At 73.3% G+C, this 25,873-nt stretch carries 21 protein-coding genes; 10 read left to right on the top strand and 11 right to left on the bottom strand.

Annotated features, from left to right (window positions below):
• Positions 1-117 precede the first annotated feature (117 nt).
• The 5 genes from AMK25_RS23660 (at position 118) to AMK25_RS23640 (ending at position 6,354) form a co-directional block, all read left to right on the top strand.
• Positions 118-1,458 carry an ABC transporter substrate-binding protein gene (locus AMK25_RS23660; RefSeq protein WP_073830594.1) on the top strand — a complete coding sequence of 447 codons (1,341 nt, stop codon included), beginning with the start codon at positions 118-120 and terminating at the stop codon, positions 1,456-1,458.
• A gap of 71 nt (positions 1,459-1,529) precedes the next feature.
• A complete protein-coding gene (locus AMK25_RS23655) occupies positions 1,530-2,576 on the top strand; it encodes a carbohydrate ABC transporter permease (protein ID WP_073830593.1) in 1,047 nt (348 codons plus the stop codon).
• A gap of 1 nt (position 2,577) precedes the next feature.
• Positions 2,578-3,537, top strand: coding sequence for a carbohydrate ABC transporter permease (locus AMK25_RS23650; protein WP_073830592.1), 960 nt, complete (start codon positions 2,578-2,580; stop codon positions 3,535-3,537).
• A 60-nt stretch (positions 3,538-3,597) separates the two neighbouring features.
• Entirely contained in the window at positions 3,598-4,668 is a 1,071-nt protein-coding gene (locus tag AMK25_RS23645; protein ID WP_073830591.1) for a LacI family DNA-binding transcriptional regulator, read from the top strand.
• A gap of 42 nt (positions 4,669-4,710) precedes the next feature.
• Positions 4,711-6,354, top strand: a complete 1,644-nt coding sequence (locus tag AMK25_RS23640) for a glycoside hydrolase family 13 protein (RefSeq protein WP_073830703.1) — start codon at positions 4,711-4,713, stop codon at positions 6,352-6,354.
• A gap of 59 nt (positions 6,355-6,413) precedes the next feature.
• Here AMK25_RS23640 and AMK25_RS23635 read toward each other — a convergent pair whose 3' ends face one another.
• The 3 genes from AMK25_RS23635 to xylA all read right to left on the bottom strand — a co-directional run bounded on the left by AMK25_RS23635 (position 6,414) and on the right by xylA (position 10,577).
• The gene (locus AMK25_RS23635; RefSeq protein ID WP_073830590.1) at positions 6,414-7,844 is read right to left on the bottom strand and encodes an MFS transporter; all 1,431 of its coding nucleotides are present in this window, start codon (positions 7,842-7,844) and stop codon (positions 6,414-6,416) included.
• A 109-nt stretch (positions 7,845-7,953) separates the two neighbouring features.
• Positions 7,954-9,378: a xylulokinase gene (xylB, locus tag AMK25_RS23630; RefSeq protein ID WP_073830589.1), complete on the bottom strand. Its 1,425-nt coding sequence runs from the start codon at positions 9,376-9,378 to the stop codon at positions 7,954-7,956.
• Between the two features lie 11 nt (positions 9,379-9,389).
• Positions 9,390-10,577, bottom strand: a complete 1,188-nt coding sequence (gene xylA, locus AMK25_RS23625; protein ID WP_073830587.1) for a xylose isomerase — start codon at positions 10,575-10,577, stop codon at positions 9,390-9,392.
• Positions 10,578-10,630: 53 nt separating this feature from the next.
• Between xylA and AMK25_RS23620 the strand changes: the two genes are divergently transcribed.
• The 3 genes from AMK25_RS23620 to AMK25_RS23610 all read left to right on the top strand — a co-directional run bounded on the left by AMK25_RS23620 (position 10,631) and on the right by AMK25_RS23610 (position 14,673).
• On the top strand, positions 10,631-11,890 hold the full coding sequence (locus AMK25_RS23620) for an ROK family protein (RefSeq protein ID WP_073830586.1): 1,260 nt from the start codon (positions 10,631-10,633) through the stop codon (positions 11,888-11,890).
• A 210-nt stretch (positions 11,891-12,100) separates the two neighbouring features.
• Complete coding sequence (locus AMK25_RS23615) at positions 12,101-13,690, top strand: PP2C family protein-serine/threonine phosphatase (RefSeq protein WP_241826462.1); 1,590 nt, start codon at positions 12,101-12,103, stop codon at positions 13,688-13,690.
• A complete protein-coding gene (locus AMK25_RS23610) occupies positions 13,687-14,673 on the top strand; it encodes a cobalamin B12-binding domain-containing protein (protein ID WP_143194783.1) in 987 nt (328 codons plus the stop codon). The genes AMK25_RS23615 and AMK25_RS23610 overlap by 4 nt, the downstream gene beginning before the upstream one ends.
• 17 nt (positions 14,674-14,690) lie before the next feature.
• Here the strand turns inward: AMK25_RS23610 and AMK25_RS23605 are convergent, their stop codons facing one another.
• Positions 14,691-15,206 (bottom strand): MarR family winged helix-turn-helix transcriptional regulator, encoded by a 516-nt coding sequence (locus AMK25_RS23605; RefSeq protein WP_073830584.1) that lies wholly within the window; start codon positions 15,204-15,206, stop codon positions 14,691-14,693.
• 95 nt (positions 15,207-15,301) lie between these two features.
• Here AMK25_RS23605 and AMK25_RS23600 point away from each other — a divergent pair, with 95 nt between their 5' ends.
• A complete protein-coding gene (locus AMK25_RS23600; protein WP_073830582.1) occupies positions 15,302-16,432 on the top strand; it encodes a PP2C family protein-serine/threonine phosphatase in 1,131 nt (376 codons plus the stop codon).
• Between the two features lie 10 nt (positions 16,433-16,442).
• Here the strand turns inward: AMK25_RS23600 and AMK25_RS23595 are convergent, their stop codons facing one another.
• The 7 genes from AMK25_RS23595 to AMK25_RS23565 all read right to left on the bottom strand — a co-directional run bounded on the left by AMK25_RS23595 (position 16,443) and on the right by AMK25_RS23565 (position 24,951).
• Positions 16,443-17,924, bottom strand: coding sequence for a sugar transferase (locus tag AMK25_RS23595; protein ID WP_073830581.1), 1,482 nt, complete (start codon positions 17,922-17,924; stop codon positions 16,443-16,445).
• 213 nt (positions 17,925-18,137) lie between these two features.
• Entirely contained in the window at positions 18,138-19,892 is a 1,755-nt protein-coding gene (locus AMK25_RS23590; protein WP_073830580.1) for a substrate-binding domain-containing protein, read from the bottom strand.
• Between the two features lie 179 nt (positions 19,893-20,071).
• Entirely contained in the window at positions 20,072-21,106 is a 1,035-nt protein-coding gene (locus AMK25_RS23585; RefSeq protein ID WP_198937660.1) for a lactonase family protein, read from the bottom strand.
• 106 nt (positions 21,107-21,212) lie between these two features.
• Entirely contained in the window at positions 21,213-21,815 is a 603-nt protein-coding gene (locus AMK25_RS23580; RefSeq protein ID WP_073830578.1) for a GTP-binding protein, read from the bottom strand.
• Positions 21,796-22,185: a DUF742 domain-containing protein gene (locus AMK25_RS23575; protein WP_073830577.1), complete on the bottom strand. Its 390-nt coding sequence runs from the start codon at positions 22,183-22,185 to the stop codon at positions 21,796-21,798. The genes AMK25_RS23580 and AMK25_RS23575 overlap by 20 nt, the downstream gene beginning before the upstream one ends.
• Positions 22,175-22,597 (bottom strand): roadblock/LC7 domain-containing protein, encoded by a 423-nt coding sequence (locus AMK25_RS23570; RefSeq protein ID WP_073830575.1) that lies wholly within the window; start codon positions 22,595-22,597, stop codon positions 22,175-22,177. The genes AMK25_RS23575 and AMK25_RS23570 overlap by 11 nt, the downstream gene beginning before the upstream one ends.
• A complete protein-coding gene (locus AMK25_RS23565) occupies positions 22,597-24,951 on the bottom strand; it encodes a sensor histidine kinase (protein WP_073830574.1) in 2,355 nt (784 codons plus the stop codon). Before AMK25_RS23565 ends, AMK25_RS23570 begins: the two co-directional genes overlap by 1 nt.
• Before the next feature lie 303 nt (positions 24,952-25,254).
• On the opposite strand from AMK25_RS23565, the gene AMK25_RS23560 reads away from it, so the two are divergent.
• Positions 25,255-25,863 (top strand): hypothetical protein, encoded by a 609-nt coding sequence (locus AMK25_RS23560; protein ID WP_073830573.1) that lies wholly within the window; start codon positions 25,255-25,257, stop codon positions 25,861-25,863.
• Positions 25,864-25,873 lie beyond the last annotated feature (10 nt).

The following is a 25,873-nucleotide window of genomic DNA, read 5'->3' as shown; positions in this document are numbered from 1 at the left end:
CCGGGCCGTGTCCGGCCAGGGGTGGACCCGACATGATGCAAGCGCTTACATGTGAGGACGACCATCGGACCGGCGCGGGTTCGATCCCCCCACGCGCCGGCAAGGAAGGAGATCGGCATGGCGTTTGCCAGATCGCGCCAGACGCTCGCGGTCGCCGGCGTCCTGGGGCTGGCGCTCGGTGTCGCCGCCTGCGGCACCGGCGATGACAAGAAGAGCGACAAGGCCGGATCGGCCGAATGCGCCGCATACGAGAAGTACGAGGGTCACGACGGCAAGAAGGTGACCATCTACTCCTCGATCCGGGAGATCGAGGCCGACCGCCTCAACGAGTCCTGGAAGGAGTTCGAGGACTGCACCGGCATCGAGATCGACCACGAGGGCAACGCCGAGTTCGAGGCGCAGCTCCCGGTCCGGGTCGACGGCGGTAACGCCCCCGACCTCGCCTTCATCCCGCAGCCGGGCCTGCTGAAGCGCTTCGTCGACTCGGGCAAGCTCAAGCCGGTCGGCGCCGACACCAAGGCGATGGCCGAGCAGAACTACTCCCCCGACTGGCTGAAGTACAGCACCGTCAACGGCCAGCTCTACGGCGCCCCGCTCGGCTCGAACGTGAAGTCCTTCGTGTGGTACTCGCCGAAGACCTTCAAGGAGAAGGGCTGGACCGTCCCCACCACGTGGGACGACCTGATCAAGCTCTCCGACCAGATCGCGGGCAGCGGCACCAAGCCGTGGTGCGCCGGCATCGAGTCCGGTGACGCCACCGGCTGGCCGGCCACCGACTGGATCGAGGACGTGCTGCTGCGCACCGGCGGCCCGGAGGTCTACGACAAGTGGACCACCCACCAGATCCCGTTCAACGACCCGCAGGTGGCTGACGCGCTCAACCGGGCCGGCACCATCCTGAAGAACGAGAAGTACATGAACGGCGGCTTCGGCGGCGTCAAGAGCATCTCCACCACCGCCTTCCAGGAGGGCGGCACGCCGATCACCACCGGCAAGTGCGCGATGCACCGCCAGGCGTCCTTCTACGCCAACCAGTGGCCCGAGGGCACCAAGGTGGCCGAGGACGGCGACGTCTTCGCGTTCTACTTCCCGGCCATCGACCCTGCCAAGGGCAAGCCGGTGCTGGGTGGCGGCGAGTTCGTCGGCGCGTTCGCCGACCGTCCCGAGGTCCAGGCGGTGCAGACCTACCTGGCCTCCGGCGAGTACGCCAACAGCCGCGCCAAGATCGGTGACTGGGTGTCCGCGAACAAGAAGCTGGACATCAACAACGTGCCGAACCCGGTGGACAAGCTCTCCGTGGGCATCCTCCAGGACGAGAAGACGGTCTTCCGCTTCGACGGCTCGGACCTGATGCCGGCCGCGGTCGGTGCCGGCACCTTCTGGAAGGGCATGGTGGCCTGGATCAACGGCAAGGACACCAACTCCGTCCTGAACGACATCGAGGGAAGCTGGAAGTGATCTAGCAGGTGGCCCGGTCCGCGCACGCGGACCGGGCCACCTCTGGTAACCGAGCCCTTGAAGGAGGGTCGATGGAGTTCGACTTCGCGGCGGAGCAGCCGAAGTTCCTCATGCTCATGTACGGGCTGATCGCCTTCGTCGCGGTGGTGGGCGGGCTGCTCCTGCTCCTCGACGTGGTGCCGTCGTACTTCGCCCGGCGCCGGGAGGCGCAACTGGTCGCCGCCTCGGTGAGCGGCACGCCGCTGCCCCGCCGGCCCAAGCAGCGCGAGGGCGCGTTCGCGTTCTTCTTCCTGTTGCCGACGCTGCTGCTGCTCGCCGTCGGACTGGTGGTGCCGGCCATCCGCACCACGCTGCTCTCCTTCATGGACTCCAGCAGCAGCAACTGGGTGGGACTGGACAACTACCGCTGGATGTTCGCCGAGGACTCGATCGTCCGGGTCCTGATCAACACGCTGATCTGGGTGCTGCTGGTGCCGCTGGTGGCCACCGCGTTCGGCCTGATCTACGCGGTCCTGGTGGACAAGGCCCGGTTCGAGGCCGTGGCCAAGTCCCTGATCTTCCTGCCGATGGCGATCTCGTTCGTCGGTGCCTCCATCATCTGGCGCTTCGTGTACGCCTACCGGGGCGAGGGCGACCAGATCGGCCTGCTCAACCAGATCGTGGTGAGCCTCGGCGGAGAACCGAAGCAGTGGCTGCTGGACTCGCCGCTGAACACGTTCCTGCTCATCGTGATCATGGTGTGGATCCAGGCCGGTTTCGCGATGGTGGTGCTCTCCGCCGCGATCAAGGCCATCCCGGCCGACATCGTCGAGGCGGCCCGGCTGGACGGCACCACCGCGTGGCAGATGTTCTGGCGGATCACCATTCCGAGCATCCGCCCGGCGCTGATCGTCGTGGTGGTGACGATCTCCATCGCCACGCTCAAGGTCTTCGACATCGTCCGGACCGCCACCAACGGCAACTACGACACGAACGTGATCGCGACCGAGATGTACAACCAGGCGTTCCGCTACCAGGAGAACGGGCAGGGCTCGGCGCTGGCGGTGTTCCTGTTCGTCCTGGTGATCCCGATCGTGATCTACCAGATCCGCAACCTGCGCAAGCAGCGGGAGGGCTGAGATGACCACCACCACGCCCACCGTCGGAGTCGGCGCCCAGGCCACCGAGCCGACCACCCGGGGCGCCCGGGTGCGCAAGCGCCTGAACAGCCGTACCGCCACGCTCGTGTCGATCGTGATCGCGATGCTCTGGACGATCCCGACCTTCGGCCTGTTCATCTCCTCGCTCCGGCCGGAGAACGAGATCAAGACCACCGGGTGGTGGACGTTCTTCACCAACCCGCAGATCACGCTGGAGAACTACCAGGAGGTGCTGTTCAGCTCCGGCTCTTCCGGGCAGCTGGCCAGCTACTTCATCAACTCGCTGGCGATCACCATCCCCTCGGTGCTCTTCCCCCTGGCCTTCGCGTCGCTCGCCGCGTACGCGCTGGCGTGGATGAACTTCAAGGGGCGGGACTGGGTCTACATCGGCATCTTCGCGCTCCAGATCGTGCCGCTGCAGATGGCCCTGGTGCCGCTGCTGCGGTTCTTCTCCACCGGCGTCACGGTCGCCGGCGTGCAGATCATGCCCGCATGGGACCTGGTCGACGAGCAGAAGTTCGCCCAGGTGTGGTTCGCGCACACCTGTTTCGCGCTTCCGTTCGCCGTGTTCCTGCTGCACAACTTCATCTCGCAGCTCCCCGGCGACCTGATGGAGGCGGCCCGGGTCGACGGGGCCACCCACCCGAAGATCTTCCGCACCATCGTGCTGCCGCTGATCATGCCCGCGCTGGCCGCGTTCGGCATCTTCCAGTTCCTCTGGGTCTGGAACGACCTGCTGGTCGCGCTGATCTTCGCCGGTGGCGGCGACGAGACCGCTCCGCTCACGGTCCGGCTCGCGGAGCTGGCCGGCACCCGGGGCAACGAGTGGCAGCGGCTGACGGCCGGCGCGTTCGTGTCGATCGTCGTACCGCTGATCGTGTTCCTGTCCCTCCAGCGCTTCTTCGTGCGAGGTCTGCTCGCCGGCAGCGTCAAGGGTTGATCCGGCGTCCCGCCGCCGGCACGGCCGGCGGCGGGCCCGGGTCACAGCGGGGAGCCCACGATGACCAGAATTGACGACGTCGCCCGGCTGGCCGGAGTCTCCACGGCCACCGTCTCCCGGGCGCTGCGGGGCCTGCCGACGGTCTCGGCCGCGACCCGCCGCCGGGTGCTCGCCGCCGCCGAACAACTCCAGTACGCGGTGTCGCCCAGCGCCAGCCGGCTGGCCGGCGGCCGGACCGGCACGGTCGCGGTGGTCGTTCCCCGGATCACCAGATGGTTCTTCGGCACAGTTGTCGAGTCGGTCGAGGAGTTCCTCCAGGACAGCGGGTACGACCTGCTGCTCTACAACCTCGGCGGCCGGGAGCGGACCCGCCAGCGGGTGTTGCACACGGCGAGCCTGCACAAGCGCGTGGACGCGATCATCCTGGTCGCCACCCCGCTGCGGGCGGCCGACGTGCACGCGCTGACGAAACTGGAGCTGCCGGGCGTGACGATCAGCTCCGGCACCAAGGTCCCCGGCTGGCCCTGCGTCCGGATCGACGACGTGGCCGCCGCCCGGACCGCCACCCGCCACCTGCTCGACCTCGGCCACACCCGGATCGCGCACATCTCCGGGGACCCGGACGACGAACTGGCCTTCACCACGCACCTGGACCGGCGGCGCGGCTACCAGGAGGCGTTACGGGCCGCCGGCATCGCCCTCGATCCGAGCCTCGACGTCGAGTCCCGGTTCACCATCGACGGCGGCACCCGGGCCACGGCCGAGCTGCTGGCCCGGGGCGAGCCGCCGACCGCCATCTTCGCCGCGTGCGACGAGATGGCGATGGGCGCGATCACCGCGCTGCGCGACGCCGGGCTGCGCGTGCCGCAGGACGTGAGCGTGATCGGCATCGACGACCACGACCTCGCGGGTGTGCTCGGCCTGAGCACCATCGCCCAGCCCGCCGCCGAACAGGGGCTGCTGGCCGCCCGCATCCTGCTCGACCCGCTGGGCGTACGGGCCGCCGCGCCGTACCCCGGCCCGGTGCCCGCGCCGCGCGACGCCGACACCGACGACCGGACGCCGACCCCGGTGATCCTCCCCACTCGCCTGGTGGTGCGCGAATCGACAGCGCCGCCCCGGGCACACTGAACCAACTTGCTCGTCCCGCACCACCAAGACAGGAGTAAGGCGCTGAACACCCACGCGACGCAGCAGGCCCCGGGCACCGGATGGTGGACCGAGGCGGTCATCTACCAGGTCTACCCGCGCTCGTTCGCCGACTCCGACGGCGACGGGATCGGCGACCTGCCGGGCATCACCTCCCGGCTCGACCACCTCGCCGAGCTGGGCGTCGACGCGCTCTGGCTGTCTCCGTTCTACCCGTCCCCGCAGGCCGACGCCGGGTACGACGTGGCCGACTACCGCGACGTCGACCCGCTGTTCGGCACGCTCGCCGACGCCGACAAGCTGATCGCCGAGGCGAAGGCCCGCGGACTGCGGGTGATCGTCGACCTGGTGCCCAACCACACCTCGTCCGCGCACCGCTGGTTCGAAGCAGCGGCGGCGGCCGCGCCGGGCAGCCCGGAGCGGCAGCGCTACGTCTTCCGCGACGGCAAGGGCCCGGACGGCGCCGAGCCGCCGAACGACTGGGTGAGCGTCTTCGGGGGCCCGGCCTGGACCCGGCTGCCCGACGGGCAGTGGTACCTGCACCTGTTCGACTCCGGCCAGCCCGACCTCAACTGGGACAACCCGGAGGTGCGCGCGGAGTTCCTCGACGTGCTGCGCTTCTGGCTGGACCGCGGCGTGGACGGCTTCCGGGTGGACGTGGCGCACGGCCTGATCAAGCAGGCCGACCTGGCCGACTGGCAGGAGCCGCAGGAGATCCTCTCCGGCAGCGAGGTGGACAAGCCCCGTCCGCCGATGTGGGACCAGGACGGCGTGCACGAGATCTACCGGGAGTGGCGGCGGCTGCTCGACTCGTACCCCGGGGAGCGGATCCTCGTCGCCGAGGCGTGGGTGGAGCCGGCCGAGCGGCTGGCCCGGTACGTGCGTCCGGACGAGATGCACCAGGCGTTCAACTTCGAGTACCTGCTCGCCGCGTGGACCGCGCCGGCCCAGTACGCGGTGATCACCCGATCGCTGGAGGCCACCGACTCGGTCGGCGCGCCCACCACCTGGGTGCTGTCCAACCACGACGTGGTCCGGCACGCCTCCCGGCTCGGGCTCGGCACCGCCGGTGGGCGGGCCAACGGCGTCGGCGTGGACGACCCGCAGCCGGACGCCGCGCTGGGCCTGCGCCGGGCCCGGGCGGCCAGCCTGCTGATGCTCGCGCTGCCCGGCTCCGCCTACCTCTACCAGGGTGAGGAACTGGGGCTGCCGGAGCACACCACGCTGCCCGACGAGGCCCGGCAGGACCCGACGTGGGCGCGCAGCGGGCACACCGAGCGCGGCCGGGACGGCTGCCGGGTGCCGATCCCGTGGGAGGCCGACGCCCCGTCGTACGGCTTCGGGCCGACCGACGCGAGCTGGCTGCCCCAGCCGTCGACATGGGCCGAGTACGCGCTGGACCGGCAGCGCGGCGTGGCCGGCTCGACGTACGAGTTGTACCGGACCGCGCTGCGGCTGCGCCGCGAGCACGCGCTGGCCCGGGGACCGCTGCGGTTCCTGTCCTCCGGCGACGAGGTGCTCACGTTCACCAACGGCGACCTCACCGTGCTGACGAACTTCGGCGCCGACCCGGCGCCGTTGCCGGCCGGCGCGCAGGTGCTGGTGTCGAGCGCGCCGCTCGACGGCCCCGCGGTCCCGACGGATGTCACCGTCTGGTTCCGGGTGTAAGGAAGGGCCCCTTATTAACGCCTCCGGTAGAGGAAGGGCCCCTTCTTAACACTCACCTGTTAAGAAGGGGCCCTTCCTTCCAGGCGGTCGGCTCGGGCGTGCAGCAGGTCGTGCACCTGCGCGATGTCGCGGGGTGAGGTGCGGGCCGCGAGCCAGTACATGATCCCGGTCGGGATGAAGAAGAGCTGGAACGCGGCCAGCCCGACCGCGTAGTTCATCGGCGGCGGGAAGGCCGTACGCAGCGCCGCGAACGCCACCCCGACCAGCCCGTTGCCGGCCGCCCGCCCGACGCCGTTCACCAGGTTGCCCAGACTGTAGACGGTGCCCCGGTGCTCGGGCGGGTTCACGTCGGCGATCAGCGCGAACCAGTTCGGCGAGTTCGCCGACGTCAGCGCCAGCGCCACCACGGCGGTGAGCAGGCTCAGCCCCACCGTCGGCTCGGTCAGCACGCTGGACAGCACCGCCGTCACCACCGCGCCCGCCCCGGCCCCGTCGGGCACGTCGATGCGGATCGGCACGAAGAACAGGACCAGGTAGAACGGCAGCGCCGCGAGGATGCCGACGGCCGCGACCGTGGCCCGGCCACTCGGCGTACGCCGTTGCAGCGCGTCGCCGACCAGGCCGCCCACGATCGAGAACACACCGCCGAGCTGGAACAGCGTGGCGAAGACGCTGCCCACCACCACTGCCGTGGCCGGTGAGTAGCCCTGCGCCTCGGCCCGCTGGCTGAACAGCACCGGCAACCAGACCAGCGAGCCGAACGCGGCCTGGGCGGTCAGCCCCTGCAGGATCAGCCAGCGGTTGGTCCGGCGGGCCAGGATCCGGGGCAGGTCGGCGCGGCTGATCCGGTAGTCGTACTCGTTCCCGGCGTCGATCGCCCCGGCCAGCTCCGGTTCGCTCTGCCCGCGCCGGATGTCGTAGGTGAACAGGTACGCCAGCGTCGCGGCCAGACCCACGCCGGTCAGCAGCAGGAACGGCCGCCGCCAGTCGGTCGACCCGAGCACGCCGCCGAGCAGCGTCCCGGCCAGCGTGCCGACGCCCTGGGACAGCCCCCAGAAGCTCATCACCAGGCCGCGTCGGCGCGGTGAGATCAGGTCGGTGACCACCGAGAAGCCGACCGAGCCCACCGCGCCCAGCCCGACCGCGCCGACGAACTGCGCGGCCAGGAACGTCGCGTATCCCTCGGCGAGCGCGCTGCCCCCGGTGCCGGCGGCCCAGAGCAGCGTGCCGACCATGAGCAGCGGCTTGCGGTTGGTGCGGTCCCCGACGTACGCCCAGCCCACCGCCGCCACCGCGCTGACCAGGAAGCTGACGGCGGTGACCAGGCCGAGCATCCGGGTGGGTACGTCGAGCGCGGTGGAGATCGGTCCGTACAGCGGGGGCACCAGGCCGATCGCCACGTTGTCCAGCGAGGCGAGCACCACGAAGACCACGACGCTGTAGAGCCGGTGTGCCGCGTTCCCGCGCCGGGGGATCCTCGTGCCCGTCATGCAGGGCAGCCAATCAGGTGCGGGCCGGATCCGGGACACCGCCCCCGAACGCCGGGCGTGTTAAGAAGGGGCCCCTTCTCTACCGGAGGCGTTAAGAAGGGGCCCTTCCTTACCCCCGGGCGTGGGAGTAGCGCTCGCGGATGGCCGGCACGGCCTCTGCCGCGTACTCCTCGGTGTCGCCGACCGACCATGTGGGCGGGGTGTCGCCGCCCAGCGCGACCCAGGCGGCCTGCCGGGCCGCGCCGTCGGCCACGTACTCGCCGGGCGGCGGCACCGTGACCGGGCGGCCGAAGACCTGCGGCGCGATCCGCCGCACCGCGGCGGACCGGGCGCCGCCCCCGACCAGGATGATGCGGTCGGCGCGGGCGCCCTGGGCGAGCAGCGCGTCGAGGCCGTCGGCCAGCCCGCAGAGCATCCCCTCGACCGCGGCCCGGGCCAGGTGCGCCGGGGTCGAGGTGCGCAGTGTCAGGCCCTTCAGCTCGCCGGTGGCGTGCGGTCGGTCCGGCGTCCGCTCCCCCTCCAGGTACGGCACCAGGACCAGCCCGTCGGCGCCGGGCGGGGCGGACAGGGCCAGTTCGCCGAGCGTGTCGAGGTCGACGCCGAGCAGGGTCGCGGTGGCGTCGAGCACCCGGGCCGCGTTCAGCGTGCACACCAGCGGCAGGAACCGGCCGGTGGCGTCGGCGAACCCGGCCACCGCCCCGCTCGGGTCGGCGGCAGGGGTGTCCGCGACCGCGAAGACGGTGCCGGAGGTGCCGATCGAGACGACGACGTCGCCCGGACCGGCGCCGACACCGAGCGCCGCCGCCGCGTTGTCCCCGGTGCCCGGCCCGAGCAGGATCCGCCCCGCCGCGCCCGGATCACCGTCGAGCACCGCCGGGTCGAGATGTCCGGCCGCCTCGGCCGGGCCGAGCACGACCGGCACCTTCGGGCGCCGCCCGAGCGCCTGTTCCAGCAGGTCCAGCCGGTACTCGCCGGTGCGCGGCGACCAGTAGCCGGTGCCGCTGGCGTCGCCCCGGTCGGTGCGCAGCGCGTCCAGGCCGGGAGCGCCGGCCAGCCGCCAGGTCAGCCAGTCGTGCGGCAGGCACACGGCGGCCACGCGGTCGGCGTTGTCCGGCTCGTGCCGGGCCAGCCAGCGCAGCTTGGTGGCGGTGAAGCTGGCCACCGGCACCGCGCCGGTCGCGTCGGCCCAGAACCGGCGGCCGGTCTCCCCACCGCCGGCCTCCTCGACCAGTTCCCCGGCCGCGTCGGCGGACCGGGTGTCGTTCCAGAGCAGCGCCGGGCGGACCACCTTCCCTGACTCGTCCAGGCAGACCATGCCGTGCTGCTGGCCGCCGACCGAGACGGCTGCCACGTCGGACAGGCCGCCGGCCTCGGCGACCGCCGCCCGCAGGGCCTCCCACCAGGCGTGCGGGTCGACCTCGGTGCCGGGCGGGTGCGGCGCGCGGCCCTGCCGGACCAGCGCGCCGGTTTCCGCGTCCCGGACCACCACCTTGCAGGACTGGGTCGACGAGTCGACCCCCGCGACGAGCGGCATGGCGGCCCGCCTCAGCGCGCGCCGAGCACGTGCTCGACGGCGAGCTGGTTGAGCCGGACAAAGCCGAAGCCCTTGGCGCCGACCGACTCCGGGTCGAACTCCTCGAACGCGGTCCGGTCGGCCAGCAGCTCGCGGTAGCCCTCACCGGGGTTGAGCGTCGGGGTGGCCAGCTCGGCCACCCGGGCGGCGGCGAGCGCCTCGACCACCTCCGGGTCGGCCCGGAACGCCGCGGCCCGCTCCTTGAGCAGAAGGTACGTCCGCATGTTCGCCTCGGCGGAGGCCCACACGCCGGCGATGTCCTCGGTGCGGGACGGCTTGTAGTCGAAGTGACGCGGGCCGTCGTACGCCGGGCCGCCGTTCGGGCCGCCGTGCTCCAGCAGGTCGACCAGGGCGAACGCGTTGAGCAGGTCGCCGTGGCCGAAGACCAGGTCCTGGTCGTACTTGATCCCGCGCTGGCCGTTGAGGTCGATGTGGAACAGCTTGCCCTGCCAGAGCGCCTGGGCGATGCCGTGGGCGAAGTTCAGCCCGGCCATCTGCTCGTGCCCGACCTCCGGGTTGAGCCCGACCATCTCCGGGCGGGCCAGGGTGGAGATGAAGCCGAGCGCGTGGCCGACGGTGGGCAGCAGGATGTCGCCGCGCGGCTCGTTCGGCTTGGGCTCCAGGGCGAAGCGCAGGTCGTAGCCGTTGTCGACGACGTACTCGCAGAGCAGGTCCACCGCTTCGCGGTAGCGGTCCAGCGCGGCCTGGACGTCCTTGGCGACGTCGTACTCGGCGCCCTCCCGGCCGCCCCACATGACGAACGTCTTCGCGCCCATCTCGGCGGCCAGGTCGATGTTGCGCAGCACCTTGCGCAGCGCGTACCGGCGTACGTCGCGGTCGTTGCTGGTGAAGCCGCCGTCCTTGAACACCGGGTGGTTGAACAGGTTGGTGGTGACCATCGGCACGACCAGGCCGGTCTCGTCGAGCGCCTTGCAGAACCGGCTGAGCCGGGCGTCGCGGGTGGCCGCGTCCGCGCCGAACGGGACCAGGTCGTCGTCGTGGAAGGTGATGCCGTACGCGCCCAGCTCGGCGAGCCGGTGCACGGCCTCGACGGCGTCCAGCTCGGGACGGGTCGCGTCGCCGAACGGGTCACGGGCCGGCCAGCCCACCGTCCAGAGGCCGAAGGAGAACTTGTCCGCGGGGGTGGGACGGGGTGCCATGGCAGACCTCCAGGTGGTGGTGTCGTCCGCGATTTGTTCAGCGGTTGAATTAAATGGCGGCGATGTGGCAGTGTCAAGAGGTGACAAGCGCCAGCACCGCCGGGGCGGTCCGGCAGGGCAGCCTGCGCGAGTTGAACCTCGCTGTCGTGCTCCGGCGGATCGCCGCCGCCGACCGGCCGCCCTCCCGGGCCGGGATCGCCGCCGGCACCGGCCTGACCCGGGCCACCGTCTCCGCGGTCGTGGACGACCTGATCGCCGGCCGGCTGGTCGCCGAGGCGGAGCCGGAGCCGCGTACCGGGGCGGGCCGGCCGGCCCGGGGCCTGGTGCTCGCCTCCGACGGCCCGGCCGGGCTCGGCCTGGAGGTGAACGTCGACTACCTGGCCGCCTGCGTCGTCGACCTGACCGGCACGGTCCGGCACCACCTGGTCCGCCGTGCCGACCTGCGCCCGGTCTCCCCCGCCGACGCGCTCGCCCGGCTCGCCGCGCTGGCCGCCGAGGCGCGCGCCGCCGCCGTACGCGACGGTCTGACGCTGGCCGGGGCGTCGCTCGCCGTGCCCGGCCTGGTCGGCGACGGCGGCCTGGTCCGGCTCGCGCCGAACCTCGGCTGGCGGGACGTGGACGTGCCGGCGCTGCTGGCCGGGCATTCGCTGGCCGAGCCGGTCGACGGGGTGCCACCGCTCGTGGTCGACAACGAGGCGAACCTGGCGGCGCTCGGCGAGCTGTACGCGCGACCGGCCGGCCCCCGCAGCTTCCTGCACATCACCGGCGAGATCGGCATCGGCGCCGGGATCGTGCTGGACGGCTCGCTCTACCGGGGCGCGCGCGGCTGGAGCGGAGAGATCGGTCACTTCCCGGTCCAACCGCAGGGGCGGCCGTGCCGCTGCGGCGGCCAGGGCTGTCTGGAGCGGTACGCGGGCCAGGAGGCGATCCTGGCCGCGGCCGGGCTGCCCGGCGCGGAGCTGCCCGCCGACACCGCCGCCACCCGCCTCGCCGACCTGGCCGGCGCCGGCGACCCGGCCACGCTCGCCGCCCTGGCCGACGCCGGCGCCGCCCTCGGGATCGCCGTGGCGGGCGTGGTGAACCTGCTGGACCTGGACACGGTGGTGCTCGGCGGCGGATACGCCCCGCTCTCGCCCTGGCTGCGGCCCCCGGTGGTGGCGGAGGTCTCCCGGCGGGTGCTGACCGCCGCCTGGGCGCCGGTCGAGGTACGCCCGGCGGTGCTCGGGGCACAGTCCGCCGCGGTCGGCGGAGCCGGCTCGGTGGTCCGCCGGATCGTCGACGGGCCGGTGGGCTGGCTGGCCCGGAGCGCCTGATCCGGCCCGTCCTGGACGGGCATTCCGTGCCTGCGCTCGGTACTCTTGCCGCCAGGCAACCTGTTCGCCGAGCGAGGAGTGCACCGACAGCATGCGCAGGGGTCGACTGACCGAAGCGCCCGGCCACCTGAGGTGACCGCCGCGCGCCGGGGCGGTGTCGCGGGGCCGGTGAGCGGCGGTGGGCACGCCTGGAGGAAGCGACCCCGGCGGGTGGCCGGGGCCGCGCTCCCGGCTGACGACCGGCTCGCCCAGGAACTGCTGGACGGGCTCGCCGAAGCGGTCGTGACAGTCGATCCCGCCGGCGTGGTGGCCCTGGTCAACGCGATGGCCACCGACCTGCTCCCGGAGCTTGCCCCCGGGGTCGACCTGGCCGGGTGCCGGGTGCCGGCGCTGGCCGAGGCGGCGCGCGCCGGGTCGGACACGTTCGAGACGGAGCACCACGGCCGGCGGTTGCGCGGGCTGCGGCGCCCGCTGGCCGCCGAGCGCGGCGCCTGGTACGTCCGCGACGTCACGGAGGAGCACGCGCGCACCGACGCGCTGCTCGCCGAACGGTCCCGGACCGCGTTCCTCGCCCAGGCCGGCAGCCGGCTCGGGCTGTCCCTGCACCGGGACCAGACGCTGCGCGCCACGGTGACACTGCCGGTGCCCTACCTGGCCGACGTCGCAGTGGTGGTGCACCGCCCGGCCCCGCCCGCCGAGGACCAGCCGCACTGGATCCGGTACGCCACGGGCGAGTCCGGCCCGGTCACCGGCGTGACCGGCTGGCGCACAGTCGAGTCCGTCCCCGGGCTGGTCGAGGCGCTCGACGGCGACCGCACCGAGCCCAGTCCCTGGCTCGACGCCGAGCTGGCCGACCTGGCCGAGGTGCTGCCCGCCGGCTTCGGCCGACCGGGCACCGTGCTGATCAGCCCGATGCCCAGCGCCGGCGGCCCGGCCGGCGCGCTGGTGCTGGCCCGCCGCCCCGAACGGCCCGGCTTCGACCAGCGGGAGATCGCGCTGGCCCGGGAGTTCGCCGGGCGCGCCGGCGCCGCGCTGGCCGCCGCCGAGTTGTACGGCGAGCAGGCCCACCTGGCACGGGTGCTCCAGAACAGCCTGCTCCCGCCGGAACTGCCGCGCCTGCCCGGGATGACGCTGGCCGGCGGTTACCGCGCCGCCGGGGACAGCCTGCGCATCGGCGGGGACTTCTACGACGTGTTCCCCACCGGCGAGGGCGGTCTCCTCGCGCTCGGCGACGTCTGCGGCAAGGGCGTCGGCGCGGCCGTGCTGACCGGCCGGGTACGCCAGTCGCTGCAGACGCTGCGCCTCGTCGAACAGCGTCCCCGGGAACTGCTGGAGCTGCTCAACCGGGCGCTGCTGGACGCGCCGGACGCGGCCCGCCGGGCCCAGTTCACGACGCTCCTGCTCGGCGCGGTACGCCGCGAGCCGGACGGCGGGCTGCTGGTCCGGGTGGCCGGTGGCGGGCACCCCGCCCCGCTCGTCGTCCGCGCCGACGGCGGGATCGAGACGGTCCGGGTGGGCGGAATGCCGGTGGGCGCGCTCACCGCCGCGCGGTTCGCCGACGCCGAGGTACGGCTGGCACCGGGCGACCTGCTGCTGGCGTACACCGACGGGGTGACCGAGGCCCGGGGCGGCCCGACCGAGCTGGCCATGTTCGGCGAGGACCGGTTGCGCCAGGCGGTCGCCTCCGGCGCCGGGCTCCCGCCGGCCGCGCTCGTCGAGCGGGTGCTCCAACTCGTCGACGAATGGCTGGACGGGCAGCCGCACGACGACATCGCCATGCTGGCCCTGGCCGCCGGGTGAGCCCGGAGCGCCGGATCGGGCCGGAGACGCTCGCCGCCTATCTCGATCACCTGGACCGGGCCGACCGGGCCGGCGCGATCGCGCTGGCGCAGGAGCTGCTCGCCGACGGCGTACCGGTCGCGGACGTCCTGGTGGACCTCGTCGCGGTGGCGCAGCAGGAGATCGGCCGCCGCTGGCTCACCGGTTCCTGGAGCGTCGCCCAGGAGCACGCCGCCACCCATGTCAGCGAGCTCGTGGTCGGCGCGGTGGGCGCGACCGTCGGCCCACCGCGACGCGGGCACGTGGTGATGGCCTGCGTCGAGGGCGAGTGGCACGCGCTGGCCGCCCGGATCGTCACCGAGGTGGTCCGGGCGGCCGGCTGGCGGGTGACGTTCCTGGGCGCCAGCGTGCCGGCCCGGCACCTGGTCTCCTACCTGCACCAGACCGGCCCGGACGCGGTACTGCTGAGCTGTGTGCAGCCGAACCGGCTGGTCCGGGCGGCGCGGATGGTGGAGGCGAGCCGCGCGGCCGGGGTGCCGGTGCTGGCGGGCGGCCCCGGCTTCGGGCCGCAGGGCCGGTGGGCCACCACCATCGGCGCGGCGGCCTGGGGCGCCAGCGCCCGGGACGCCGTCGCGCTGCTGGACCGGCCGCTGCCCGCCGGCGCGCACACCGGCGCGCCGCCCCCGCCACCAGACGACTCGTACGTCGCGGTGCTGCACCGGCGGCGTGAGCTGGTCCGGCTCGCGCTGGCCGCGGTGGACCCGCCCGAGGAGACCGCCGAGGACGTCGCCACCGGCATCGCGCACCTGGTGGACGCGCTGGTCGCGGCCGTGCGGGTGGACGACGACCGGCTGCTGCGGGACTTCGTCGAGTGGCAGGCGGAGGCGCTGACGTCCCGGGGCGGCCGGGCGCTGCTGGACGACGTGCTCGGCACGCTGGAGCGGGCGCTGATCGAGCATCCCCGGGTGGTGGCGCGGCTGCGGGCCGTCCGCCGGGCCGGATGAGTCAGCGAACGGGTGAGTCAGGCGGTACGGGCCACCGGCGGCTCCCCGGACGGGCGGGCCGGGTCACCGATCCACTCCCCGGACGGTTGCAGCACCGGCCAGCCCTCGGCCGCTGTCGCCTCCCCGCGCCGGCCGACCTGGTCGAACTCGCGCATGCCGCCCAGCAGCGCCAGCCGCCCCTCCGGGCTCATGCCGGCCAGGATCCGCTCCAGCCGGCGCCGCCGGTCGGCGCGCAGTTCGGCGAGGAGCCGCAGAGCCGCCGGGGTGAGGTGCAGGGATATCTCCCGCCGGTCGTAGCGGCCCGGCTCACGCTCCAGCATTCCGGCGGCCACCAGGCGGTCACAGAGCCGGCTGGCGGAGGAGAGCAGCATGTCGGTGAGGGTGGCGAGCCGACGGAGGTTGATGCCGTCATACTGCTCGACGACCATGATCGCGCGTAGCTGGGCACTGGACAGCCGGCTGGTGGTGCGCTCCCGGGCCGCCTCCCAGACGGCGAGCAAGGTGCCTGCCGCCTCGTCCAGGGCGGCGGACATACTCGGTTCAGGTCCCTGGGAATCACGCTCTTCGGTCATGGTGGGCCCGAGACTACTCCCCGGACCTGCGCGGCGACCTGTGCAAAGGAGCAAAGATGAGCGGAGCTGAGGGCCGCGCGCGCCGGGTTCTGACGGACGCGCCGACGGATCTCATCGTGGACCGGCTCGCCGCCGAGCTGGCGCGCACGTACGGGATCAGTCGCACCGAGCTCTACCAGGTCGACTACCGGCTCGCCGAACTGCTGCCGCTGGGTGACGGCGCGACGGTCGCCCACCCCGGCCATCCGGCCTGGCGCGCCTTCGACCACCAGGAGCCGGTGATCGCCGACGAGGTGGGCTGGTTCCCGGTGGGCATGCGCGGCGAACGCCGGGGCGTGCTCCAGGTGTCGCCGGTGCCGGCCGACCCGGACGCGCGCCGCGAGCTGGCCACCATCGCCACGGTGCTCGGGCACGAGCTGAGCGCGGTCATGGCGACCACCGACATCTACGGCACCGCCCGGCGCAGCCGGCGCCTCACGCTCGCCGCCGAGATGCAGTGGGAGCTGCTGCCCGGCCGCAGCCGGATCCGCCCCTCGTTCAGCCTGGCCGGGCAGCTGGAACCGGCGTACGCGGTGCGCGGGGACAGCTTCGACTGGTCCGACGACGGCCACCGGCTCTGGCTGGCGGTCTCCAACGGTTTCGGCGAGGGGGTGGCCGCCGCGCTGCTCGCCTCGCTCGCCACGTACGCGCTGCGCAACGCGCGCCGGGCCGGGCTCTCCCTGGCCGACCAGGCCGCGCTGGCCGATCAGGCGATCTACGCGCAGCACCGGGGCCAGCAGCACGTCTCCGTGCTGCTGATCGAGCTGGAACTGGCCACCGGCGCGTTGACTGTGGTCGACGCCGGTTCGCCCCGCCTGCTGCGGCTGCGGGCCGGCGAGGTCAGCGAGCAGGCGCTGGACAAGCAGTTCCCGCTCGGCATGTTCGAGGGCACCGACTACCAGGAGCAGACGTTCCAGCTGGAGCGCGGTGACCGGCTCTTCGTGGTGAGCGACGGCGTCATCGACGCCACCACCGAGCAGACGCGCTACGGCGAGGCGGCGCTGGACCGGTTCCTGCGCCGGACCGGGCCGATGGAGCCGCTGGACGCGGTGCGGTCGCTGATCGGCGACCTGCGGGCCTTCGTCGCCGGTGACCTGGTGGACGACGCGGTGGTGGTCTGCCTGGACTGGTTGGGCCCGCAGCCCTGACCGGGCCCTCTCAGTACGCGCCGCGGCTGTTGATGACCGCGCCGAACGTTTTCCAGAGGATGGTCAGGTCGGCGGCCAGCGACCAGTTCTCCACGTAGTACAGGTCCAGCCGGATGCCGTCCTCCCAGCTCAGGTCGGACCGCCCGCTGACCTGCCAGAGGCCGGTCATGCCGGGCTTGACCAGGAGGCGTCGCGCCACGTCGCCGTCGTAACGGGCCACCTCGGACGGCAGCGGCGGGCGCGGGCCGACCAGGCTCATCTGGCCGAGCAGCACGTTCACGAGCTGGGGCAGCTCGTCCAGCGACCACTTGCGCAGCAGCCGGCCCACCCGGGTCACCCGCGGGTCGTCGCGCATCTTGAACATCAGGCCGTCGGTCTCGTTGCGCGCGGCCAGCTCGGCGAGCAGCGCGTCGGCGTTGACCACCATGGTGCGGAACTTGAAGACGCCGAACTCCTCGCCGCCCTGACCGACCCGGGTCTGCCGGAACAGCACCGGGCCACGGCTGTCGATCTTGATGGCGAGCGCGATCACGATCAGCAGCGGCGCCAGCACGAGCAGCGCGATCGACGAGATCGACCGGTCCACGAAGCCCTTGACCAGCTTGCGGGCGCCCCGGAACTCGGGCGCCTCGACGTGGATCAGCGGCAGGCCGGCGACCGGACGGGTGTGGATACGGGGGCCGGCCACGTCGGTCAGCGCGGGCGCCACCACCAGGTCGACCCCGGTGCCCTCCAGCTGCCAGCCCAGGCGGCGCAGCCGGGTCGCGGTCAGCTCACCGGAGGCGGTGACCGCCACCGTGTCGGCGCCGATCGCGGTGGCCGCCTCCGGGATGCCCCGGAAGGAGCCGACCACCGGCACGTCGCCCAGCCGTTGCGGCACCGGGGCGAGCAGCGCGTCCGGGATGCACGCGCCGACCACCTGGTAGCCCGCGTACGGCTCCCGGCGCAGCGTGTGCACCAGCTCCAGCACGTGTGCCGTGTCGCCCACCACGAGCACCTTGCGCGACCAGCCGGCGCCCCGGTCGCGGGCCCGGTGCAGCCGCTTGCGGGCCGCGAACCGCGCCACCTCCAGGCCGACGGTGCCGACGGCGAAGGAGATGGCCAGGAAACCCCGGGAGACGCCGACGTCGGCGATGTACCCGGCGATGGCGATACCGCCGGCCAACCGCATGCTCGCCGCGCTGACCCGGCGGTACTCGTCCGCGCCGTAGCCGAGCACCTGGTCGTCGTAGCACCGCATCGCCTTGAGCGAGACGAGCCAGACCAGCAGCAGCGCCGGGGCGACCACGACGTACGGGATCTCGGATCCGGTCGGCTCCTCGTCGCCGAACCGCGCCAGGTAACCGACCAGAATGGCCACCGCGAGCACCGCGGTGTCCAGCACCACCAGGACCCGGATGTAGGCCCGTTCCGCCGCTCGCGTCGTCTTGCCCGGGCGATCACCACCGGGTCGCGACGTCGTGGCAGGGGTCAACAGCGTCGCCGAGGTCACCGGCCCTCCCCACTTCGCTCAGGACCGCCCCGTCCCCGCCCGGCTCCGGTATGGAGCCCGCGGTCGAGGCACCCGGTCATCATGCCTGGACAATTATGGTTACCGATTGATTCGGACGCATTACCGTCAGTTCTCATCCCACGCTTTGAGCCGGGAAGCCTTCCGCCGTACCGGATTTCCCGGTACGGCGGAAGGGTAGCGCTGAGCGCCAGGTCAGCGGGGGGCGGGCGGCCGGAGCGCGATCGCCCGGAGGAAGATCTCGCCGATCTTGCTGGGGTCGGTGGTGACGAACGCGCCGCCGCCGGTGACCTTGGTGATCGACTCCAACTCGGCCCGGTTCACCTCGGTGCCGATGCCGATGATGACGACCTGGACCGGCTGCTCGTCGTCCTTCAGCTTCTTCAGCTGGTCGAGCAGCTCCTTCTGCGAGATGCCGTTGTCGTCCTCGTTCTTGCCGTCGGTGAACAGCACGATCGAGTTGACCTTGCCCGGCTCCCAGTCCTGCTGCACCTTCTTGTACGCCGCGAGCATGGTGTCGTACAGGCCGGTGTCGCCGCTGGAGGGCTTGATCGAGGCGAGGCCGCGCTGCAGCGCCCCCCGGTTGCTCGACAACGGCTTTATTCCGACCAGCTCGCTCCAGTCCTGCGAGCCCTGGAGGTTCGTGGAGAAGGTCCACAGGCCGATCGACCAGGAGTCGTCGAAGAGCCCGAGGCCCTGGCTCGCGGCCGCCACGGTGACCTGCTCCCGGCTGGCGCCGTTCGCCGTCGCGACCGGCTTCTTCATCGAGCCGGAGACGTCGATGACGCAGAGCATCCGGCCCGACTGCGTGGCCACCGACCAGGTGGTGGTCGCCGTCGAGATGGCGCCCGGGTCGAGGTCGGCCGCGCCGCCCTGACCGGACGGCGGCACCTGGCTCGCGCCGCCGTTCGCCGGGCTCGGTGCGCCCGTCGGGGCCTGGAAGCCGCGCCCCCAGTTGCCGTCCGGCGCGCGCAGCGCCTGCGAGGCCAGCCGGTCCTTGAAGTCCGGCGTACGCAGCACCTCGAAGAGCACCCGGGCGGCGGACGCCTTGGCCGGCTCGATGCCGGGCAGCACCGCGAACGGGTAGTCCAGCGGGATCGGCACCGGCTCCAGGTAGAGCGCGGCCAGCCGGATCGGCGGCTTCGTGCTGTTGTAGGCGATCACGTCCTCTTCGGACAGCGCCGCCGCGCCCAGTCCGTTGGCGATCGCCGTCGGGTCCGACGAGCGCGGGAACCGCGCGAGGAGGTCCTGCCGCAGCGAGGAGCGGTTCGTCGCCAGCGCCCGCAGCGCCCCGACCATCGCCTCCTGCGCCTTCGGCGAGCCGGACTCACCGGTGGAGCTGGCCGCGGCGGTGAGCGACAGCAGCCCGGACAGGCCGGCCGCGTCCTGGGTCGGCTCGACGATCCCGGCCCGCAGCGGCTTGCTCGCGGTGACCTGGGTCAGCAGGTCGGACCACCGCAGCTTCTTGTCCGGCCAGCCGATGCGCGAGGCCACCGGCTCGGGCAGCGCCACGACCACCGGGCTGCGCGCGATCGAGGCGCCGTTCGTCGGCGCGAACGCGCTGGCGCCGCCGCTCTTGAGCCGGACCAGCCAGGTGGAGGAGTCGGGCACCCAGACGTCGGGGGTGACGGCGGTGCCGCTGGCCTGCCCGACACCGGCGAGCGTGGCGCCGTGCTTGCTGGCCACCGCGGCGGCCACCTCGACCGACTCGGAGGAGGAGACGTTGACGGCGATGCAGGTGCCGCCCACCGCGGCGCCGTCGGAGACCCACTGGTCGGCGGCGCCACGCACCGCGGGGGCGATCTCCGGGGCGGTCGCCACCGACAGCTCGATCCGGCCCGAACAGTTCGGGCCGGCCAGCTGCTGGTAGCCGAACCAGGAGCCGCCCACGACGGCGACCAGGGCTACCGCCACAGCGGCGGCGCCTGCTCCACGGAGGTTGGAACGCATGCGATGGCGGCCAGACACGGTGACCATCTTGCGTACCTCGTGGGGTTACCACCACAACCGTTCGGACGAAAGTTACGCAGCAGAAACAGTTGATCACCTAACCCATACGCTAAGTTACTGGTCAGTTATCTTTGGGTGATACCAGTCCACTCCGGACTGTTGTTTCGGTGACCGGTCGATCACGGCAGAAAGCAGGTCGGGCTCGGCACCGGAACCGGTTCCCCCACCGCCTCGGGCACTCCACTGACCGGATCGACCCGAAAGATCCTGATCATGTCGGCCCGCTCGTCGGCGACGTACAGGTGGTCCCCGGCGAACGCGAAGTGCCGCGGCCACTCGCCGCCGGTGTCGACCTCGGCCACCAGCTCCGGCGCGGCGCCGTCGAGCGCGAAGACCGCCACCGTTCCGACGCCCCGGTTGCCCACGTAGAGGAAGCGCCCACCGGGTCCCACGCTCACCTCGGACGGCTGGACGTGCCCGGCCCGCCCACTGGCGTCGACGCGCGGCCGCTCCCGCGGCCCGTCCGGCGTCAGGTCGTACGCGGTGACGGTGGCGTCCAGCTCGCCGACCAGCCAGCCGCGCCGCCCGTCCGGGTGCCGGGCCAGATGGCGGGGACCGGTGCCGGGCGGGGTGCTCAACCGGGGTTCCCGGGGCGTCAGCCGGCCGGACCCGGCGTCGACGTCGTACCGGTAGACCGAGTCGGTGCCCAGGTCGACGGCGAGCAACGGGCCGCCGGCCGGATCCGGCGAGACCATGTGACAGTGCGCGTGCTCCTGCCGGTCGGGGTCGGGACCGTGGCCCTCGTGCCGGACCAGGTCGGTGCGCTCCCCCGGCACGCCCTCGGCGTCCAGGCCGAACACCGCCACGCTGCCGCCGCCGTAGTTCGCCACGAACAGGTGCCGCCCGTCCGGGGCCACCGCCAGGTGACAGGGCTCGGCCCCGCCGGCGGGACGCTCGCCCAGCGGCGTGAGGCCCCCGTCCGGCGCCACCCGGAACGCGCTGACCCGGCCGTCCGGCAACTCGTTGCACGCGTACAGCACCGGCAGCGCCGGATGCCGGGCCAGGAACGACGGCGACGGGGTGACCGCCACGACACCCAGCGGCGTCAGCCCGCCGCTCGCCCGGTCCCGCCGGGCCGCGACGACGCCCTCGCCCCGCCCGCCCGTCTCCGCCGTGTAGCCGCCGATGTGGACGATCTCGTCCTGCCCGGTCACCGCTCCCACCTTCCGTCGGTCCTGTCTCCGCAGATCCAACCAGAGGCTTCCCGGTACGGTGCCCGATCAGTCCCGCGACGGCCGACGGGATTCCCGGCGGGCGGGCTCAGCCCACCGGCACCGGCTCGCCGCGCTGCCGCGCCACGTGCTCCACCAACGAGATCAGCACCAGCTTGCCGGACTGCCGGTCCCGCGCGTCGCAGAGCACGAGCGGGACGTCCGGGTCCAGGTCGAGGGCGTCGCGTACCGCCTCCAGGCCGAACCGGCGGGAGCCCTCGAAGCAGTTGACGCCCACCACGAACGGGATGCCCCGCTGCTCGAAGTAGTCGATGGAGGGAAAGCAGTCGGCCAGCCGCCGGGTGTCGGCGAGCACCACCGCGCCGAGCGCGCCGAACGCCAGCTCGTCCCAGAGGAACCAGAACCGGTCCTGACCCGGCGTGCCGAACAGGTAGACCTGGAGGTCGTCGTTGATGGTGATCCGGCCGAAGTCCATCGCCACGGTGGTGGTCGACTTCTGCTCCACCCCGGAGACATCGTCGGTGTCGAGCCCGGCGCCGGTCAGCACCTCCTCGGTCTGCAGCGGCCGCACCTCGCTCAACGCGCTGACCAGCGTCGTCTTGCCGGCGCCGAACCCACCGGCGATGAGGATCTTCAGTGCCAGCGGCATCTGGGGCGCCCCCGGCTCCCGGTCATAACGCACGGAGTCCACTGACCACCGCCTTGAGGATGTTGTCGTCGGGCAGGTACGCGGTGGCCGGTGGCCGGTGCACCGCGACGAAGCCATGGGCGAGGAGGTCGCCGAGCAGCACCCGGACCACGCCCACGGCGAGGTCCAGGTCGGCGGCGAGATCGGCCACGGCCTTGGGCCGGCGGGCCAGTTCGATCAGCCGGCGGTGCTCCGGCTGGAGGCCGGGCGTGCCGGCCGGATCGGCGTCAGGGGTGGCGAGCACGAAGGCCAGCAGGTCGAAGCCGTCCACCGGCGGGCGCACCCGGCCCCCGGTGAGCGTGTACGGGCGCACCACCGGACCGGCGTCGGCGTCCAGCCACTCGTGCTGCGGCCCCGGGGAGTCAGCGCGCATCGGCCGGCCCCCCGCCGCTGCGGGCCGGCGCGGCCAGGTTCTCCCCGACCCGGATCACCAGCATCGCCATCTCGTACGCCACCAGGCCGATGTCGGCGTCGGCGTCGCTCGCCACCGCCAGGCAGGCGCCCTGCCCGGCGGCGGTCACGAACAGGTAGGCGGACTCCATCTCCACCACGGTCTGGCGGACCGCGCCGCCGCCGAGGTGCCGGGTGGCGCCCTTGGCCAGCCCGGAGAAGCCGGACGCCAGCGCGCACAGGTGCTCCGCTTCGCTGCGGTCCTGGTCGCCGGAGGCGCCGAGCAGGAGCCCGTCCGCCGAGAGCACCACCGCCCGCCGCGCGGCGGGCACCCGGTCCACCAGGTCGTCGAGCAGCCAGTCGAGATCGGCGTTCTGCCGCGTCGTGTACACCACTAGGCGTCCCTCTCAGTCGCGGTTCGGTCCTCCGCCACCGGCAGGGCGGGCTCCACGGCCGGCCCCGGCGTGGCGGACGGCGTACCGGTGTCAGGCTTTTCGGTGGTGGCCGGATCGGCGTCACCCGCCGGGTCGGTGGCGCGGGAGCCGTCCCGGCGTCCCCGCGCGGTGCCCGCCTGCAACGCCGACATGGCCCGGCGCGCCTCCTCCGGCGTGCGGTACGCCGGGGCGTCCACGACCGCCGCGCGCGGACGCGCCGACGCGCCGCGCCGCCGGATCCGGCGCGGCAGGCCGTCGCCGTCGGTGGGTGGCTCCACGGTCGAGGCGCGCGCGGACTGCAACGGGACCACTGTGCTCTCCGACCGGTCCCGTCCCGGCCGGTTCGGACGCCCGGGACGCGGCACCGTGCTCAACCGGGTCACCTTGGCCAGGCGCCGCCGCTCCGGCCCGGCGGGGCCGTCCGCGCCCACCGGCGGCTCGTCGGTGATCAGGTCCGACGGTACGAACACCGCGGCGACGATCCCGGCCGGACGGGCCGGGCGCAGCTCCACCCGTACGCCGTGCCGTGCGGCCAGGCGCGCCACCACGAACAGCCCCAGCCGGGCGCTGTCGGCCGGGTCGAACTCGGGCGGCTCGGCCAGCTTGCGGTTGGCCGCGGCCAGGGCCGGCGCGGACATGCCCAGCCCCCGGTCGGTGATCTCGATGGTGTAGCCGCCGGGGACGGTCCGGCCGGTGACGTCCACCCGGGTGCCCGGCGGTGAGTACGCGGTGGCGTTCTCGATCAGCTCGGCGAGCAGGTGGATCACGTCGCCGACGGCCCGGCCCAGCACCCCGGCCGGCGCCACCTCACCCACGTCGACCCGGTCGTACGCCTCGACCTCGGAGATCGCGCCGCGCATCACGTCGACAGCGGCGACCGGCCGGCGCCAGCCCCGCCCGGGCGCGGCCCCGGCGAGGATGACCAGGTCCTCGGCGTGCCGCCGGAGCCGGGTCGCCAGGTGGTCGACCTGGAACAGCCCGGCCAGCTCGTCCGGGTCCTCGGTACGCCGTTCCAGCCGGTCCAGCAGCGCCAGCTGCCGGTGCACCAGGCCCTGGCTGCGCCGGGCGAGGTTGAGGATCACCTCGTTGAACCCCCGGCGCAGGCTGACCTCGTCGATCGCGGCGCGCACCGCGGTGCGGCGCACCTCGTTGAACGCGCGCGCCACCTGGCCGATCTCGTCGCCGCCGTGGTCCAGTTCGGGCGCCTCCCGGGCGACGTCGACCTCCTCGCCCCGGCGCAGCCGGGCGACCACGTCGGGCAGCCGGTGCTCGGCGACCTCGGTCGCGGCAGCGCGTACGCCGGTCAGCCGCCGGGCCAGCGACCGGCCGACCCGCAGCGCCACGAGCACGCAGACCACTATCGCGACGAGCCCGAGCACACCGGCGGCGGCGAGCTGGACGAGGATCCGCGTCGCCATCGGCACCGACCGCTCGGCGAGGGCGTCCGCGCCGCGCAGCTCGAAGTCGCGCAGGCTCTGCCACACCTCGGCGTGACTGGCCTCCCAGCCGGTCATGTCGAACCGGGCCGGCAGCCCGGGCGAGCGGATCAGGGTGTCCTGGAAGGCGCGCATCTTCACGAACCCGGCGGCCTCGGTCAACCGCTGGTACGAGCTCCGCTCCCCGGCCGGCAGGTCGGCCACCGCCGTCTCCGCCAGGAAACGGTGGTTCTCCAGGGTCCGGACCAGCTGCTCGTGCTCGCCCTCGGCGTACCGGCCGGCGGTGACGGCGCCGGCCAGCAGCGCGTCGGCCTGGCCGAGCAGCTCGCGGGAGCGGCCCAGCGCGGTGAGCGCTGTCGCCTCCCGGTTGAGCTGGGCGTCGGGCAGCGCGGCCATCGCGCCGAACGCCTGGAACGCCGAACCGATCATTCCGCTGTAGAGGCCGACGGCGCCGGACCGGTCCACCTTCCGGTCGTCGATGAAGGCGCGCCCGGCGGGCAGCGCGTCCAGCGCCGAGACCAGCTGGTCGAGCCGGGCGTCGAGCTGCTCGTCGGCGACGTCGCGCAGGTCCTTGCCGTCGACCTTGCGGCGCAGCTCGACTATCGCGTCGTCGGTGCGTACCCGCTGCTCGGCCAGCGCCGGCAGGGTGCCGCCGCCGGCGAGCTGGACCACCGACAGCCGCCGCTCCCGCTGCAGCTCCGCCACCACGCTCTCGCCGGGACGGCCGAGGTCGTAGAGGAGGGTACGGGCGGAGAGCAGGTCGAGGGCGGGCCCGAAGGTGAGCGTGGTGGCGAAGATCCACAACGCCAGCAGCCCGGTCACCGGGCCGATGACCAGCGCGGTCAGCTTGGCGCGGATCGGCCAGTCACGGGTGTTCAATCAGACCTCGCCCGGGAAGGTGTCGCTCGGTGGCGCCGGCAGCGGCCGCCGTTTCGCCGGCCACGACGCCGGGCCCCGGCCCGGACGCCTTGGGCAGGATACGTAATCCGGGGCGGATGCACTACCGGCCGTCTCGGCTCTCGCTACGGTCCGAGACGGGCACGACGGGCTCAGTCGGACACCGGACCGGCACCGGACGGCGACCGCGACAACGCGCCTTTTTCGCGACCGGGGCGGAAAGTGCCGCGCAACGGGATTGGCGATCACCCGCACGAGGGAATACCAGCGTGCGAAGGAGGAGCCATGTCGTCCACCCAGGTAGTCGTCATAGTCATCGTCGTCCTCGTCATCGCCGCGCTCGCCGCGGTCGCCGTGGTCGCCAGCCGGCGGCGCGCGCTGCGGGAGCGCTTCGGCCCGGAGTACGACCGGGTCGTCGCCGAGCAGGACAGCCGCAGCGCAGCCGAACGTGAGCTGCGTGAGCGCGAGCGCCGGCACGCCGAACTGGAGCTGACCCCGCTGAGCCCGGAGTCGCGGGCCCGCTACGCCGCCGCCTGGGAGGAACTCCAGGTGCGCTTCGTCGACTCGCCCGCCGAGACCGTCGGCGAGGCGGACGAGCTGGTCAGCCGCCTGATCGCCGAGCGCGGATACCCCACCGGGGACTTCTCGGACCAGATCGCCCACCTCTCCGTCGAGCACGCCCGCACCCTCACCCACTACCGCGACGCCCACGAGATCCGGCAGCGCAACGAGCGCGGTGAGGCCGGCACCGAGGACCTCCGGCAGGCGCTCGTGCACTACCGGGCCCTCTTCGCCGACCTGCTCGGTGAGGACCCGGTGCCCGCGTCCACGCAGCAGCCGGAGCAGCCGGAGCAGCGCCACCCCGACCACGACCACGACGTCACGAGCCGCTGAGGAGGCCGCC

The organism is Micromonospora sp. TSRI0369, from assembly GCF_001905625.1.
Classification (GTDB): Bacteria; Actinomycetota; Actinomycetes; order Mycobacteriales; family Micromonosporaceae; genus Micromonospora; species Micromonospora echinospora_A.
Note: the sequence above shows the minus strand (reverse complement) of the source record. Positions and strands in the feature narration are given on the sequence as shown.

Excerpts from the sequence above, each read along its gene's own strand:
- AMK25_RS23575 (WP_073830577.1), bottom strand. The coding sequence starts at position 22,185 with ATGCGCGCTGACTCCCCGGGGCCGCAGCACGAGTGGCTGGACGCCGAC.
- AMK25_RS23655 (WP_073830593.1), top strand. The coding sequence starts at position 1,530 with ATGGAGTTCGACTTCGCGGCGGAGCAGCCGAAGTTCCTCATGCTCATG.
- AMK25_RS23635 (WP_073830590.1), bottom strand. The coding sequence starts at position 7,844 with ATGACGGGCACGAGGATCCCCCGGCGCGGGAACGCGGCACACCGGCTC.
- AMK25_RS23645 (WP_073830591.1), top strand. The coding sequence starts at position 3,598 with ATGACCAGAATTGACGACGTCGCCCGGCTGGCCGGAGTCTCCACGGCC.
- AMK25_RS23600 (WP_073830582.1), top strand. The coding sequence starts at position 15,302 with ATGAGCGGAGCTGAGGGCCGCGCGCGCCGGGTTCTGACGGACGCGCCG.
- xylA (WP_073830587.1), bottom strand. The coding sequence starts at position 10,577 with ATGGCACCCCGTCCCACCCCCGCGGACAAGTTCTCCTTCGGCCTCTGG.
- xylB (WP_073830589.1), bottom strand. The coding sequence starts at position 9,378 with ATGCCGCTCGTCGCGGGGGTCGACTCGTCGACCCAGTCCTGCAAGGTG.
- AMK25_RS23660 (WP_073830594.1), top strand. The coding sequence starts at position 118 with ATGGCGTTTGCCAGATCGCGCCAGACGCTCGCGGTCGCCGGCGTCCTG.
- AMK25_RS23650 (WP_073830592.1), top strand. The coding sequence starts at position 2,578 with ATGACCACCACCACGCCCACCGTCGGAGTCGGCGCCCAGGCCACCGAG.
- AMK25_RS23560 (WP_073830573.1), top strand. The coding sequence starts at position 25,255 with ATGTCGTCCACCCAGGTAGTCGTCATAGTCATCGTCGTCCTCGTCATC.
- AMK25_RS23590 (WP_073830580.1), bottom strand. The coding sequence starts at position 19,892 with ATGCGTTCCAACCTCCGTGGAGCAGGCGCCGCCGCTGTGGCGGTAGCC.
- AMK25_RS23620 (WP_073830586.1), top strand. The coding sequence starts at position 10,631 with ATGGCGGCGATGTGGCAGTGTCAAGAGGTGACAAGCGCCAGCACCGCC.
- AMK25_RS23605 (WP_073830584.1), bottom strand. The coding sequence starts at position 15,206 with ATGTCCGCCGCCCTGGACGAGGCGGCAGGCACCTTGCTCGCCGTCTGG.